Annotated in this window: 14 protein-coding genes; 1 reads left to right on the forward strand and 13 read right to left on the reverse strand. The window is 59.5% G+C overall.

Going from position 1 to position 13,378, the window contains the following annotated elements; translation table 11 throughout:
• Positions 1–16: 16 nt before the first annotated feature.
• From hmpA to lnt, 8 genes are all read right to left on the reverse strand, one after another.
• Positions 17–1,225: an NO-inducible flavohemoprotein gene (gene hmpA / locus ACKF11_RS01810; protein WP_407995748.1), complete on the reverse strand. Its 1,209-nt coding sequence runs from the start codon at positions 1,223–1,225 to the stop codon at positions 17–19.
• 72 nt (positions 1,226–1,297) lie between these two features.
• Positions 1,298–1,747 (reverse strand): RrF2 family transcriptional regulator, encoded by a 450-nt coding sequence (locus ACKF11_RS01815; RefSeq protein WP_407995145.1) that lies wholly within the window; start codon positions 1,745–1,747, stop codon positions 1,298–1,300.
• A 69-nt stretch (positions 1,748–1,816) separates the two neighbouring features.
• Positions 1,817–2,527, reverse strand: a complete 711-nt coding sequence (locus ACKF11_RS01820; protein WP_407995749.1) for a M48 family metallopeptidase — start codon at positions 2,525–2,527, stop codon at positions 1,817–1,819.
• Entirely contained in the window at positions 2,527–3,237 is a 711-nt protein-coding gene (locus ACKF11_RS01825) for a lysophospholipid acyltransferase family protein (RefSeq protein WP_407995750.1), read from the reverse strand. Before ACKF11_RS01825 ends, ACKF11_RS01820 begins: the two co-directional genes overlap by 1 nt.
• A 30-nt stretch (positions 3,238–3,267) precedes the next feature.
• Positions 3,268–3,810, reverse strand: a complete 543-nt coding sequence (gene gmhB, locus ACKF11_RS01830) for a D-glycero-beta-D-manno-heptose 1,7-bisphosphate 7-phosphatase (RefSeq protein WP_407995148.1) — start codon at positions 3,808–3,810, stop codon at positions 3,268–3,270.
• 29 nt (positions 3,811–3,839) lie between these two features.
• Positions 3,840–5,954 (reverse strand): glycine--tRNA ligase subunit beta, encoded by a 2,115-nt coding sequence (gene glyS / locus ACKF11_RS01835; protein WP_407995751.1) that lies wholly within the window; start codon positions 5,952–5,954, stop codon positions 3,840–3,842.
• Complete coding sequence (glyQ, locus tag ACKF11_RS01840) at positions 5,951–6,889, reverse strand: glycine--tRNA ligase subunit alpha (RefSeq protein ID WP_309564533.1); 939 nt, start codon at positions 6,887–6,889, stop codon at positions 5,951–5,953. Before glyQ ends, glyS begins: the two co-directional genes overlap by 4 nt.
• 114 nt (positions 6,890–7,003) lie before the next feature.
• Positions 7,004–8,497 carry an apolipoprotein N-acyltransferase gene (gene lnt / locus ACKF11_RS01845; RefSeq protein WP_407995752.1) on the reverse strand — a complete coding sequence of 498 codons (1,494 nt, stop codon included), beginning with the start codon at positions 8,495–8,497 and terminating at the stop codon, positions 7,004–7,006.
• Positions 8,498–8,622: 125 nt separating this feature from the next.
• Here lnt and mscL point away from each other — a divergent pair, with 125 nt between their 5' ends.
• The gene (mscL, locus tag ACKF11_RS01850) at positions 8,623–9,042 is read left to right on the forward strand and encodes a large conductance mechanosensitive channel protein MscL (protein WP_309564535.1); all 420 of its coding nucleotides are present in this window, start codon (positions 8,623–8,625) and stop codon (positions 9,040–9,042) included.
• 105 nt (positions 9,043–9,147) lie between these two features.
• On the opposite strand, the gene ACKF11_RS01855 is transcribed toward mscL, so the two are convergent.
• The 5 genes from ACKF11_RS01855 to miaB form a co-directional block, all read right to left on the reverse strand.
• A complete protein-coding gene (locus ACKF11_RS01855; RefSeq protein WP_407995753.1) occupies positions 9,148–9,528 on the reverse strand; it encodes a hypothetical protein in 381 nt (126 codons plus the stop codon).
• Positions 9,529–9,635: 107 nt separating this feature from the next.
• Positions 9,636–10,496, reverse strand: a complete 861-nt coding sequence (locus ACKF11_RS01860) for a CorC family transporter (protein WP_407995152.1) — start codon at positions 10,494–10,496, stop codon at positions 9,636–9,638.
• Positions 10,497–10,505: 9 nt separating this feature from the next.
• The gene (ybeY, locus tag ACKF11_RS01865) at positions 10,506–10,955 is read right to left on the reverse strand and encodes an rRNA maturation RNase YbeY (RefSeq protein WP_407995754.1); all 450 of its coding nucleotides are present in this window, start codon (positions 10,953–10,955) and stop codon (positions 10,506–10,508) included.
• 5 nt (positions 10,956–10,960) lie between these two features.
• A complete protein-coding gene (locus ACKF11_RS01870) occupies positions 10,961–11,965 on the reverse strand; it encodes a PhoH family protein (protein WP_309564539.1) in 1,005 nt (334 codons plus the stop codon).
• A gap of 4 nt (positions 11,966–11,969) precedes the next feature.
• Positions 11,970–13,298: a tRNA (N6-isopentenyl adenosine(37)-C2)-methylthiotransferase MiaB gene (gene miaB / locus ACKF11_RS01875; protein WP_407995755.1), complete on the reverse strand. Its 1,329-nt coding sequence runs from the start codon at positions 13,296–13,298 to the stop codon at positions 11,970–11,972.
• Positions 13,299–13,378: the final 80 nt, after the last annotated feature.

Consider the following 13,378-nt stretch of genomic DNA (forward strand, 5'->3'; position numbering starts at 1 on the left):
CCGTTTATTTCTTTGCTTACAGTAAATGATCCAGCAGGTCTGGGCCAAATACCTCGCGCTTGATGCGGTTGGGGTTGACGCCTGCCTGCAATAGCTGCTCGCGCTGCGCTTGCATGAAGCCCAGCGGGCCGCACAGGTAAATATCCGCATTTTGCAGCGCTGCCGGCCATAAGCCGGTGACATCCATCCTTCCGTGGTATACGCCGCCTATGCTGCCATGCGCGCCTTCCAGGCTTTCATAGAACAATGCGGTTGCCAGGTTGGGCATGCGATACCTGGCTTCTTGCAGGTCCAGGCTATGGCTTTGCCATGCCGGGCTGCGCGCCGCATGCGCGAAGAATACCGGGCGCTGCGGTGCGAGGTCGCGCACTGAGTTCAACATGGACAACATGGGGGTAATGCCGACGCCGGCCGAAAGAAGCAGCAATGGCTGGTCGCTGATGACGGTATCCAGCACAAAATCGCCGAATGCAGGCGTGGCCTGGATCAGGTCGCCGACCTTGACTTCGTCATGCAGCCAGTTGGAAACCAGGCCCTGCGGCTTTTCTGCCTCCTGTTCGCGCTTCACCGAGATGCGCCACCAGGGAGCCGCGATCGAGTCCGACAGGCTGTACTGCCTGAGCTGGCGCCTCTTGCCTTGCTCGAACTGCATTTCCACGCTGATGTATTGGCCGGGCAGGAAATCCCCTGGTTTACGCCCGTCCGGGTGCTGCAGGTAAAACGAGACAATGTGCTCTGATTCGAATACCTTGCGCGCGACCTTGAGCGTCATCAAGGCGCCTGCCGTGCTGGCGGTGCTAGCATACAGCGATTTTTCCTCCTCGATCAGGAGGTCGGCCAGCAGCCAATAGGCCTCGCCCCAAGCTGCCAGCAGCTCATCGGTGGCGGCCTCTCCCAATACTTGCTTGATGGCGCCGAGCAGGTGCGTGCCGACGATAGGGTAGTGCTCCGGCGTGATGCCGACGGCGGCATGCTTGTGCACGATGCGCTTGACCACGGGCGCCAGGGCGGCAGGGTTGTCGATATTGGCGGCATAGGCAAAAACGGCAGAAGCCAAGGACTGCTGCTGGATGCCGCTGGCCTGGTTGCCCATATTGAACAGGTTTTTGAGCTCGGGGTGGGTGCCCAGCATATTCTGATAGAAGGCTTGCGTGATTTTCAGACCATGTTCCCTCAGGACGGGAACGCTGGCGTCAATATAGGGACGGGCTGCGGCAGAAAGCATATCGGCTCCTTATGTTGTACATAAAATGAAACAATTGCTGCAAAAAAAGCGCTGCAACGTGGTGCGGGCATTTCAGTGCATTCCCGCCAGATGGCTCTGCTGCAGCTTGATGATGACATGGGCTGTGCTGTTATGAATTACATCCTGCAATGTGTAGGTATCCATATATTCGTAGAACGCATTCAGGCCTTGGTCCAGCGCATGCTTGAGGCCGCATTGCCCTCCCAGCGGACAGGGCGGCTCTTGGCAGTTCACCAGCGATACGCTGCCTTCCAGCACGCGGATCACGTGGCCAAGGCGCAACGAAGCGGGGTCCGTGCCCAGCCTCAGGCCGCCATTGGGGCCGCGCGTAGTCTGGATCCAGCCGGTCTTGTTCAAGAAGGTGACGACCTTGATCAGGTGGTTGCGCGGGATATTGAACTGCGTGGCGATTTCACTGATGGTGATGGGTTTGTTGCGCTCATGCTGGGAAACGTACATCAATACGCGTAAGCCAAGATCAGTGAATTTGGTGAGCTGCATGCCTGCAGTATAGTATTGTTTATTTTTGTATGCAACAATTGTCGGCAGCAAATTCGTATGCGGGTTCCGTCAGCCTAGACGGTAAAGCTGCTGCGAGCAGGCCTTGAGGGCTTGCTCGGCGGCTGGGTAGTCGGGGTACAGCTTGGCTACTACTGCCCAGAACCTGGCTGAGTGGTTCATTTCGCGCAGGTGCGCGAGTTCGTGGGCAATGACGTAATTGATCAGCGCAGGCGGCGCCTGGATCAGGCGCCAGTTGAGGCGGACTTCGCGCCTGGAGTTGCAGCTGCCCCAGCGTGTCTTGGCATTAGAAAGAAACAGGGCGGGGGTGGGTTCGCCTAGCCTGGCTGCGAATATCGGCAGGCGGCGCGCAAAGTCCAGCCTGGCTTCTTTCTGCAGCCATTGGATCACTTTGCGGGCGATCATGGTATGGTCGTGAATATTGGTGGTGGCTATTTTTAACGCATTGCCTTCGAGCTTGGGGCTGCTGTTGCGCGACGATGGCGTGATCCTCAACGTCAGCGGCTGGCCTAGCAGGTGCAGTTCGGCGCCATCGCGCCACTCGAATTCGGGAACGACCGCCGCTTGCCTGGCCTTGAGTTTGGAGGTAATCCAGCGTGCCTTGCTGCGCAACAGGGCTTCGAGGTCGGCATGGCGGATGCGCAGCGGCGCATGCACGATCAGGCCATCCACAGTGATCTTCATGCCGATGGTGCGCCTGGCCCGCCGCTCAAGCCGGTAAGGGATTTGCTCCCCGTCGGGCAGGGCCAGGACGTACTGCATTATTTGCGGTCCAGCAGCAGCATTTCCTGCTCGATCCAGTCCTCGACCCGCTGGTTGAGCTCATCGGCCTTGATGCCTGCGGTTTCAATCGGCTTGCCTATGCTGAGCGTGATCGTGCCGGGACGCTTGAGGAAGGAGTTCTTGCCCCAGTATTCGCCGGCATTGTGCGCCACGGGCACGACGGTGGACTTGGTGTGCGCAGCCAGCCATGCCCCGCCAATATGGTATTTGCCGCGGGTGCCGGGAGCGACGCGGGTGCCTTCGGGGAAGATCACGACAAAGAAGCCCTGCTTGAGGCGTTCCTTGCCTTTGGCGACCAGTTGCTTGAGGGCTTCGCGTCCCGCGGCACGGTTGATGGCGATCGGCGAGGTCAATGCCAATCCCCAGCCGAAAAACGGAATCCATAGCAATTCGCGCTTCAACACCCAGACTTGCGGTGGGAAAATCTGCTGCAAGGCCAGGGTCTCCCATGCGGACTGGTGCTTGCAGAGGATGACGCTGGGATGGTCGGGAATGTTCTCCCTGCCGATGACGCGGTAGCGCAAGCCGCAGGTCAGCTTCAGCCACCAGAGCATGCTCCTTGCCCAGCCGGAGATCAGGATGTAGCGCGTCCTGCGTGGCAACGGGAATGTGAGCAGGGAGAGCGTGGTGAATATGGGGGTGAAAATCCACATGCCCAGCATGTAGAGGGAAGAGCGGATATAGATCATAGATTAAGCAAGTTCGATCAAGCAGGTTGATTAAGCTGGTTCGGTGATGATGCGGCGCGCTGCCTCGGCCAGGTTATCGCATACCCAGGTGTTTTCCGGCAGGCCGCCGGCCGCCAGGGTTTTCTCGCCCTTGCCCGTGAGCACCAGGATAGGTTGTGCGCCGAATACCGCGCTGGCCTGCAGGTCGCGCAATGAGTCTCCCACGCTGGGCACGCCCTTGAGGTCCATGCCGAAGCGCTTGCTGATTTCCTCTATCATGCCAGGCTTGGGTTTGCGGCAATTGCAGTTCGCATCCGCCGCATGCGGGCAATAAAACAGGGCATCGATGCGGCCGCCGAACTGCGCTAGCGCCTTGTGCATCTTGTCGTGGATCGCGTTCAGGGTGGCCATGTCGAACAGCCCGCGGCCAATGCCCGACTGGTTGGTCGCCAATGCCACCCGGTAACCGTTCTGGTTGAGGAGGGCGATGGCTTCCAGGCTGCCCTCGATCGGCTTCCATTCATCAGGGCTCTTGATGAACTGGGCGCTGTCTTGGTTGATTACCCCGTCGCGGTCGAGTATGACAAGTTTCATGGCGGTTCCCGGTCAGGCTGTTATGGCTATTATGCCGCGAGCCTGGACAAATCGGCTACCTGGTTCATGGCCTGGTGCAGAGTCGCCAGCAATGCCAGGCGGTTGGCCTTCAATGCCGGGTCGTCTGCATTGACCATCACGTGGTCGAAAAAGGTGTCCACCGGCTCCTTGAGCGCGGCCAATGCCTTGAGCGAGCCTGTGTAGTCGCCGGCGGCAAACGCCTGTTGCGCCTGCGGCTGAACTTGCGAAAGCGATTGTGCCAATGCTTTTTCCGCATCTTCGTGCAGCAGCGCCGGGTTGATATTGTTCTCGATCGCGCTTTCGGACTTTTTGAGGATGTTGCCGACGCGCTTGTTGGCGGCGGCCAGGCTGGCCGCTTCGGGCAGGCTGGCGAAAGCGCGTACGGCTTCCAGCCGCTTGGCGATATCTCCAAGTAACTGCGGCCTCAATGCCAGAACCGCATCGACTTCCTGCACGCTGTAGCCTTGGTCGCGCAGGCTGCCGGACAGCCGGTCGAAAATGAACTCTTCCAGCGCCTGTAATCCAGCTGCATGGTCGAATGCGTGCTGAAATACCGACAATGTCTGTTCAAGCAGAGTGTTGAGCGGCAGGGACAGGCCGCCCTCGGTGAGGATGCGCAGGATGCCGATGGCATGGCGGCGTAGCGCGAACGGGTCTTTCTCGCCGGTGGGTTTTTCGCCGATGCTGAACATGCCCGCCAGGGTTTCCAGCTTGTCGGCGAGCGCGACCACGAGGCCGATACGGTTGCGCGGCAGCTCGTCGCCTGCGAAGCGCGGGCGGTAGTGGTCCTCAATGGCATAGGCGATGTCGTCGCTCAGCCCCTCGTGCTGCGCATAGTAGCGTCCCATGATGCCTTGCAGCTCAGGGAATTCTCCGACCATGTCGGTGACGAGGTCGGCCTTGGCTAACTGCGCCGCCTGTGAGGCTTGTGCGGCCAGGGTTTGGTCGCCCAGGGCGGTTGCTACGAGGTTGGCTATCGCACTCATGCGGGCGATGCGCTCGCCTTGCGAGCCCAGCTTGTTGTGGTATACCACCTTGGCCAGGCCGGGAATGCGCGACTCCAGCGTTTTCTTGCGGTCCTGCTCGAAGAAGAACTTGGCGTCGGCCAGGCGCGGACGCACCACGCGCTCGTTGCCTCCTATCACGGCGCTCGGGTCTGCCGGGCTGATGTTGGAGACGATGAGGAACTGGTTGGTGAGCTTGCCTTCTGCGTCCAGCAACGGGAAGTATTTCTGGTTGGCCTTCATGGTCAGAATCAGGCATTCCTGCGGCACGGCAAGGAATTCTTGTTCAAATTGCCCGACCAGCACGTTGGGGCGTTCGACCAGCGCAGTGACTTCGTCCAGCAGGGCTTCGTCCTCGATCGGGCGCAGCTTGAGCTTGCTTGCGGCAGCTTCTAGTTGGCGCGCAATCTCGTCGCGGCGCTCCTTGAAGCCGGGAATCACGGCGCCGTCCTGCCGCAATTGCTCAGCGTAGCTGTTGGCGTCACGCAGCACAATGGGATTCTGCGTGGCTTCGAAACGATGGCCTTGCGTCTGGTTGGAGGCGGTCAAGCCCAATGTATTGATAGGGACGATCTCGCTACCATGCAATGCGACCAAGCCATGCGCCGGGCGCACGAAGTTGACGTTGCTCCAGCCGTCCTGCAGCTGGTAGGTCATGACCTTGGGGATGGGCAGCTTGGCGATGGCTTCATCCAGCGCTTTCTGCAAGCCTTCCGCCAGTGTTGCCCCTGCGACGGTGAGGTCGAGGAACAGCACTTCCGCCTTGCCGTCATGTTCGCGCTTGAGCTGGCCGGCTACACTAGCATCGGCGCTGGCATCGACGCCTAGCGCCGCCAGTTTTTTCAGTAAGGCGGGCGTGGCGTTGCCGTCTGCATCCAGGCCTACGCTGACCGGCATGAGCTTCTGCGCGACGGCCTTGTCATCGGCCTTGGCCGCGACCTTGGTAATGTGCGCGGCGAGGCGGCGTGGCGAGGCGTAAGAAGTGACGCTGGAGTCTGCGGCGGTGAGGCCTTGCGCTTTCAAGCTGTCGAGCAGGGTTTGGGAAAACGCCTGCCCGAGTTTGTTTAATGCCTTGGGCGGCAGTTCTTCAACGAATAGTTCTACGAGTAGGTTGCTCATGCTGCTGCTTTCTTTGCCAGTTCTGCCAATACTTCATCCGCCCAGGCCTTCGGCGCCATCGGGAAGCCGAGCCGGGCGCGGCTGTCGAGGTAGCTTGCGGCCACGGCGCGCGCCAGGTTGCGGATGCGGCCGATATAGGCGGCGCGCTCGGTGACGGAAATCGCGCCGCGCGCGTCGAGCAGGTTGAAGGTATGCGCGGCCTTAAGTACTTGCTCGTAGGCGGGCAGGGCGAGTTTGTGCTCCATGAGTTCCTGCGCCTTCTTTTCATGGGCGTTGAAGGCGGTGAAAAGGAAGTCGGCGTCGCTGTGCTCGAAGTTATAGGCGGACTGCTCGACCTCGTTCTGGTGGAATACGTCGCCGTACTTGAGGTCGGGCGCGCCGTTGACGCCCTTGGAGTAGACGAGATCGTAGACGTTTTCCACACCTTGCAGGTACATCGCCAGACGTTCCAGGCCATAGGTGATTTCGCCGGTGATCGGGCGGCAGTTGATGCCGCCTACCTGCTGGAAATAGGTGAATTGCGTGACTTCCATGCCGTTGAGCCAGACTTCCCAGCCCAGGCCCCAGGCGCCCAGCGTCGGGTTTTCCCAATCGTCCTCGACAAAGCGGATGTCGTTTTTCTTCAGATCGAAGCCCAGGGCCTCCAGCGAGCCCAGGTAGAGTTCCAGGATATTGTCGGGCGCCGGCTTGAGCACGACCTGGAACTGGTAGTAGTGCTGCAGGCGGTTGGGGTTTTCGCCGTAGCGGCCGTCCTTGGGGCGGCGGCTGGGCTGCACGTAGGCGGCTTTCCAGGGCTCGGGGCCGAGCGCGCGCAGGAAGGTGGCGGTATGCGAGGTGCCTGCGCCGACCTCCATGTCGTAAGGCTGCAGCAGCGCGCAGCCTTGTTTGTCCCAGTATTGCTGCAGGGTCAGGATGATCTGTTGAAAAGTCAGCATGGTGTGATTAACTATTTGTCTGGATTGGGTTTGCTCACCCGTTGGCGCTGTGTGATGCCTGGTGGCGCATCACGCATTGCGGCAACGTGCAAAAGGGCTTGATTTTACTTCTTTTTACCGCGCGGCAAAAGGCCGGGCGCGACGGCGCCATAAAAGGCCAAGCGCGGTGAACAGCAGGATCAGGACCGGCCAGTTGCCCCAGCGCACATAAGGGGTCGTGCCCTGGTAGCCTTGGGCCTCGCCTTCAAGAATGGTGGTCTGGAAATGCGGCGCATGTGCTGCCAGCGTGCCGTCCGCCCGGATGATGGCAGTGGCGCCGGTGTTGGTCGAGCGCAGCATCATGCGCGCGGTTTCCATCGATCGCGCCTGTGCAATCTGCAAATGCTGGTAGGCGGCGAACGACTCCCCGTACCAGGCATCGTTGCTGGTGTTCACCAGGATGTTGGCTTCGGGCAATTGCAGGATGATTTCCTCGCCGAATACGTCCTCGTAGCAGATGTTGATGGCGACGGCTTGTCCTGCGATCCGCATCGGGCGTTGCTGGAAGCCGCCTCGCGACATGTCGGTGAGCGGGATGTCCAGCCAGTTCTCATAGACCCAGCCAAACACCTGCTTGAGCGGAATGAATTCGCCGAAGGGCACCAGGTGTGTCTTGCGGTAGGATTGCTCAGGCGAGCTGCCCAGGCTCAGCATGCTGTTGTAGTAACGGTCGTTTTCATGCTCGACCGTGCCGATCAGGATGTCGCCGCCGTTTTGCCGCGCATGGTCGGCAAGGTGGTGCAGGTAATCGGCCGGCAACTGGCTGGAAATCAGCGGGAACGCGGTCTCAGGCAGGATGATGAGTTGCGCCTTGGTCTGCAGCGTCATGTCCAGGTAGCGTTGCAACGTTTCGCGCAACGTCTGGTTTTCCCATTTAAGGTCTTGCGTGATATTGCCTTGCAGCAAGGCGACGGAAACTGGCGCACCTGCCGGCGTGCTCCATTGCGGCAGCTTCAACAGGCCGCTGGCAACCCATAGCAGGATCAGCAATGCCGCGCTGCGGAACAAGATGATGCGCTGGCGCCAATGCAAGGCAATGGCGGCGAGCAGGCCGGCGCTGAGGACGGTGGCGAGCGAGACGCCGTGGATGCCGAGTACCGGGGCAAACCCGGCCAGCGGGCTGTCAGGGATTTGCGAATAGCCTGCCAAAAGCCAGGGGAAGCCGGTGAATATCCAGCCGCGCACCCATTCGCTCAATACCCATAGTACCGGGATGCCCAGCCAGGGATTGCCGAGCTTGCGCGCCCCCCAGCCGGTGGCGGCCGGGAACAGGGCCATGAAGAGGCTGAGCATGAAAGTGGCGAAGACGGCCATGACGGCAGGCATGCCGCCAAAATCATGCAGGCTGATGTATATCCAGTAGATGCCGACGCCGAACAAGCCAAGCCCGAAGGCCAGGCCCAGCCACCAGTCCTCGGCCGGGGTTTGCGACTTCTGCCATAGGTAGACCAGGCCGGCGAGTCCTACTATTGTGGCCGGATACCAATAAAAGGGCGCAAAGCCGATGACGCAGAATGCCCCGGCAAGCAGGGCGGCAAAGTGGGGTAAACCCAAGCGCGGAAGTTTCAAGTGGGCCTCAGGGGTATTAAACTGGACGGATATCGCGTGTTTATTGCATTATAGCGGCTCGGACTGGTATCAGGTATGCGGCATGCATGCGCTACTCAAACTGACTGTTTTTGACGGGAGATAATATGTTTAAGGAATTCAAAGCGTTTGCGATGCGCGGCAACGTAGTCGACATGGCAGTGGGTATCATCATCGGTGCGGCGTTCGGCTCGATCGTGAAATCACTGGTCGATGACGTCATCATGCCGCCGATTGGCTTATTGCTCGGTAACGTGGACTTCAGCAACCTCTTCATCGTGCTCAAGGATGGCGCTGAAGTGGCCTCGCCTTACGCCTCTGTCGCGGCTGCACATGCTGCCGGCGCAGTGACCCTCAACTACGGCTTGTTCATCAATGCGGTGGTGAGCTTCCTGATTGTGGCGTTTGCCGTATTCCTGCTGATCCGGGCCATCAACAAGCTCAAGACTGCCGAGGTACCTGAGCCAGCCGCTACGCCAGAGGATGTCCTGTTGTTGCGTGAAATTCGGGATTCGCTCAAGAAGTAGCCTTCACCAGTATCGTTGCCAATCATTGGATTGGCATATGGTCTATGTATCGCAATAAAAAAGCCGGATAAATTCCGGCTTTTTTATTGTGTTGTGACGCTGGGACTATAGGTCGGGAGTAAACGGATTGGGTGAGGACTTGCTGTCGTCCTTGCCATCGTGGTTCATGAATACCACCATGACCACGTTGTCGCCGATGAAATCGAGCTCGGTGGTCTGGTAATAACTGCCCTCAAGATCGGTATTGATGTAGTGGTATTGCCAGACAGAAGCCATAAGCTCGTCCGTGCCCGGCCGGTGATAGTCCTGCTTACTGGCGGGCTCTCCGAACTGGGCGACGATCGTGGCCTTGTCGAACTGATGGATGTTCTGGACAAATTCGGTTTCAGCCGTAGGGATGGCGGTCTCCAACGGCTGCTGGCTTTCTTCCGCCAGGAGCGGGCCGGAGGACAAGGACAATAACAGGGTAAACCACACGATACGCATCACGTAACTCCCTATTCAAGGTGTCAGACAGTTTTGATAGCGATTTTGAGCTGAAGTTCCTGTTGCAACAATGGCTTATTGGGCGTTCTCAGTGAAGAGCTCTCTTGTTACAGCCCGCTTTCATCCTGTACGGGTGGAACGACTTCGACCAGCAGGGAATAAACGCGGCGGCTGTCGGCGCGCAATACCGTGACATTGAGGTTGTCGAAACTGACCTCTTCGCCGCGCTTGGGCATGTGCTGGAACTTGCTCACCACCAGGCCGCCTATGGTGGAGAATTCCTCGTCGCTGAGCTCGGTGCCCAGGGCCTCGTTGAAATCGGCAATTTCGGTGAGCGCCTTGACGCGGTAGCGGCCATGCGCGTCCTGGATGATGTTGTCTTCGTTCTCGTCCTCGTCGAATTCGTCCTCGATATCGCCGACGATCTGCTCCAGGACGTCCTCAATGGTGACCATGCCGGCCACGCCGCCGTATTCGTCGACGACGATGGCGATATGGTTGCGGTTGCTGCGGAATTCCTTGAGCAGGACATTGAGGCGCTTTGATTCGGGGATGAACACGGCCGGACGCAGCATCTCGCGCACGTTGAAGTCCTTGCCGCTATAGAACTGCAGCAAGTCCTTGGCCAGCAGGATGCCAATGACGTCGTCCTTGTTTTCGTCAATGACGGGAAAGCGGGAGTGCGCGGCTTCGATGACAAACGGGATGAATTTCTCGGGCGGGTCGGTGATGTCGATGACGTCCATTTGCGAGCGCGGGATCATGATGTCGCGCACCTGCATTTCGGAAACCTGCAATACGCCTTCTATCATGGCCAGCGCATCGGCATCGAGAACGCTGTTGGCATAGGCGGTGTGGAGTTGTTCGATGAGCTGCTCGCGGTCTTCAGGCTCGCGCAGCAGGAAGTGGGTCAGGCGTTCCAGCCAATGGGGTTTGTCGTTGGCGCTACGTTTGTCGGGTTCTGCCATGATGATGGATTAAGGCTTCCGTTTTTCTGATAAATAAGGGTCTGCATAGCCAAGCCGGACCATGGTGGCGGATTCTATCGATTCCATCAGTTCGGCCTGGTGTTCCTCTTCGTGGTCATAGCCGTGCATGTGCAGTATGCCATGCACGGTGAGGTGTGCGTAATGCGCTTCCAGTGTAATGTTTTGTTCATGCGCTTCCTTGGCGACCACCGGGGCACAGAGGATGATGTCGCCGACCAGCCATGGCTCTTCCACCAGGGGGAAGGTCAGTACGTTGGTGGCGTAATCCTTGCCGCGGTAGTCGCGGTTGAGCATGCGGCCTTCCTCTTCATCGACGATGCGCAAGGTCGCTTCGGTATCCACGCGCAGGGTGGCGCGCGCCCAGCGGCGGAATTGCTTCTCGCTGGGAAGGCCGTCGTTTTCGCTAGCGTATTGAACACTCATGGCGAGCTTGGGCATGGCGGTTATTCCTTGTCCGTGCCGGGTTTGCCGTCGGCTCCAGATTTGCCTGCATTGGGCTGCGCATGCCGTTCGCTGTCGTAGCGTTCGTAGGCATTGATGATTTTTTGCACTAGCGGATGGCGTACCACGTCCTCGGAAAGGAATTGCGTGAAGGCGATGCCGCGCACATCCTTGAGTACCTTCTGTGCTTCCACCAGCCCGCTTTTCTGCCCGCGCGCGAGGTCGATCTGGGTAACGTCGCCGGTGATGACGGCCTTGGTGCCGAAGCCGATGCGGGTGAGGAACATCTTCATCTGTTCCGGCGTGGTGTTCTGCGCCTCGTCTAGGATGATGAAGCTCTGGTTGAGGGTGCGGCCGCGCATATAGGCGAGCGGGGCGACTTCGATCGCGCCGCGTTCGAACATCTTGTTGACGCTGTCGTAGCCTGCCAGGTCATACAAAGCGTCATAGAGCGGGCGCAAGTAAGGGTCCACTTTCTGCGAGAGGTCGCCCGGCAGGAAGCCCAGGCGCTCGCCGGCTTCCACTGCCGGGCGCACCAGCACGATGCGCTTGACTCGGTCGCGCGTCATGGCGTCGATGGCGCTGGCAACCGCGAGATAGGTCTTGCCGGTGCCGGCGGGGCCGATGCCGAAGGTGATGTCGAAATCCTGGATCTGCTGCAGGTAGCTGACCTGGCGCGGGGTACGGCCATGCAGGTCCTGCCGCCGGGTCATCAGGGTAGTCATAGGCGTAGCGACCTCGTCGGGCGACAGGCGGTCAAGTTCGACCAGCCCCAGCTGGATTTCCTCCAGGCTGATGGGCTTGCCCGCGCGCTCGTAATAATTCTCGACTAATTGTGCGGCGAGGCGGGTATTGCCTTGCTCCCCGGAAAAGCGGAAATGCGCGCCGCGCCGCGAGATGCCGACATCCAGCGCATCTTCGATCTGCTTGAGGTTCTCGTCCAGCGCGCCGCACAGGTTGGCGAGGCGCATGTTGTCTTCAGGTTGTAGGGTAATGTCTACCGGCATATTGTTAGACCAACTCTCCTCGCAGGGTATGTGAAAGGGCTTCGGTGATTCTTACGTTGACGAACTGGTTGATCAAGGCGGCATCGCCAGGGAAATTGACGATGCGGTTGTTGTCGGTGCGCCCGGCGAGTTCGCTGTCGCTCTTGGCGGAAACGCTTTCGATCAGCACGCGCTGTACGCTGCCTACCATGGAGGCGCTAACGGCCTTGCCCTGCGCTTCATTGAGCGCCTGCAGGCGTGACAGGCGTGACTGCTTTTCCTCTGCACTGCAATCGTCGGGCAGGTAGGAGGCAGGCGTGCCGGGACGCGGACTGTAAACGAAGCTGAAGCTGAAATCAAAGCCGACATCGCGCATCAGCTTCATGGTGGCTTCGAAATCCTGCTCGGTTTCGCCCGGGAAGCCGATGATGAAGTCCGAGGTGATGCAAATGTCCGGCCGCGCCGCACGCAGCTTGCGGATGACGGACTTGTACTGCAATGTAGTGTAATTGCGCTTCATGTTCATGAGCACGCGGTCGGAGCCAGCCTGAACCGGCAGGTGCAGGTGCGACACCAGCTTGGGAATGCGGGCGTAGCAATCAATCAGCGCAGGGGTCATTTCATTCGGATGCGAGGTGGTGTAGCGGATGCGCTCGATTTCCGGGATCTCGGCCAGGTACTCGATCAGCAGCGCCAGGTCTGCGGTTTCGCCTTCCGCAGTTTCGCTGCGGTAGCCATTGACGTTCTGCCCGAGCAGGGTGATTTCCTTGACGCCCTGCTCGGCAAGCTGGATCGCCTCGGTGAGGATGTCATCGAACGGGCGCGAGACTTCGTCGCCGCGCGTGTAGGGAACGACGCAGAACGTACAATATTTGCTGCAGCCCTCCATGATGGAGAGGAACGCCGCGGCGCCTTCCACCCGCGGCGGCGGCAGGTGGTCGAACTTCTCCACTTCCGGGAAGCTGATGTCGACCTGCGAAATGCCGGTCTTGCGCTTGGACTGGATCATGTCCGGCAGGCGGTGCAAGGTCTGCGGGCCGAAGACGACATCGACATAAGGCGCGCGCGCCACGATGCTTTCGCCCTCCTGGCTTGCAACGCAGCCGCCTACGCCGATCACCAGGTTGGGGTTCTTTTCCTTGAGCGGCGCAAAGCGCCCCAAATGGCTGAACACCTTCTCCTGGGCCTTTTCGCGCACCGAGCAGGTATTGAGCAGGATGACGTCGGCCTCTTCCGGGTTTTCGGTGGTCTGCATGCCTTCTGCGGCATGCAGCATGTCGAGCATGCGCGACGAGTCGTACTCGTTCATCTGGCAGCCAAAGGTTTTGATGAAAATTCTTTTCGGCGGATTCATACAGCAGGTCAGGCTGCGCTCGAGGCGCGGGAGGAGTAGAAGGTGGACGTCGCAGGCTGCAAAATAGCGTAAGAAAAACA

Origin of the sequence: Methylobacillus draconifructus, from assembly GCF_045984385.1 — a bacterium.
Taxonomy (GTDB): Bacteria; Pseudomonadota; Gammaproteobacteria; order Burkholderiales; family Methylophilaceae; genus Methylobacillus; species Methylobacillus flagellatus_A.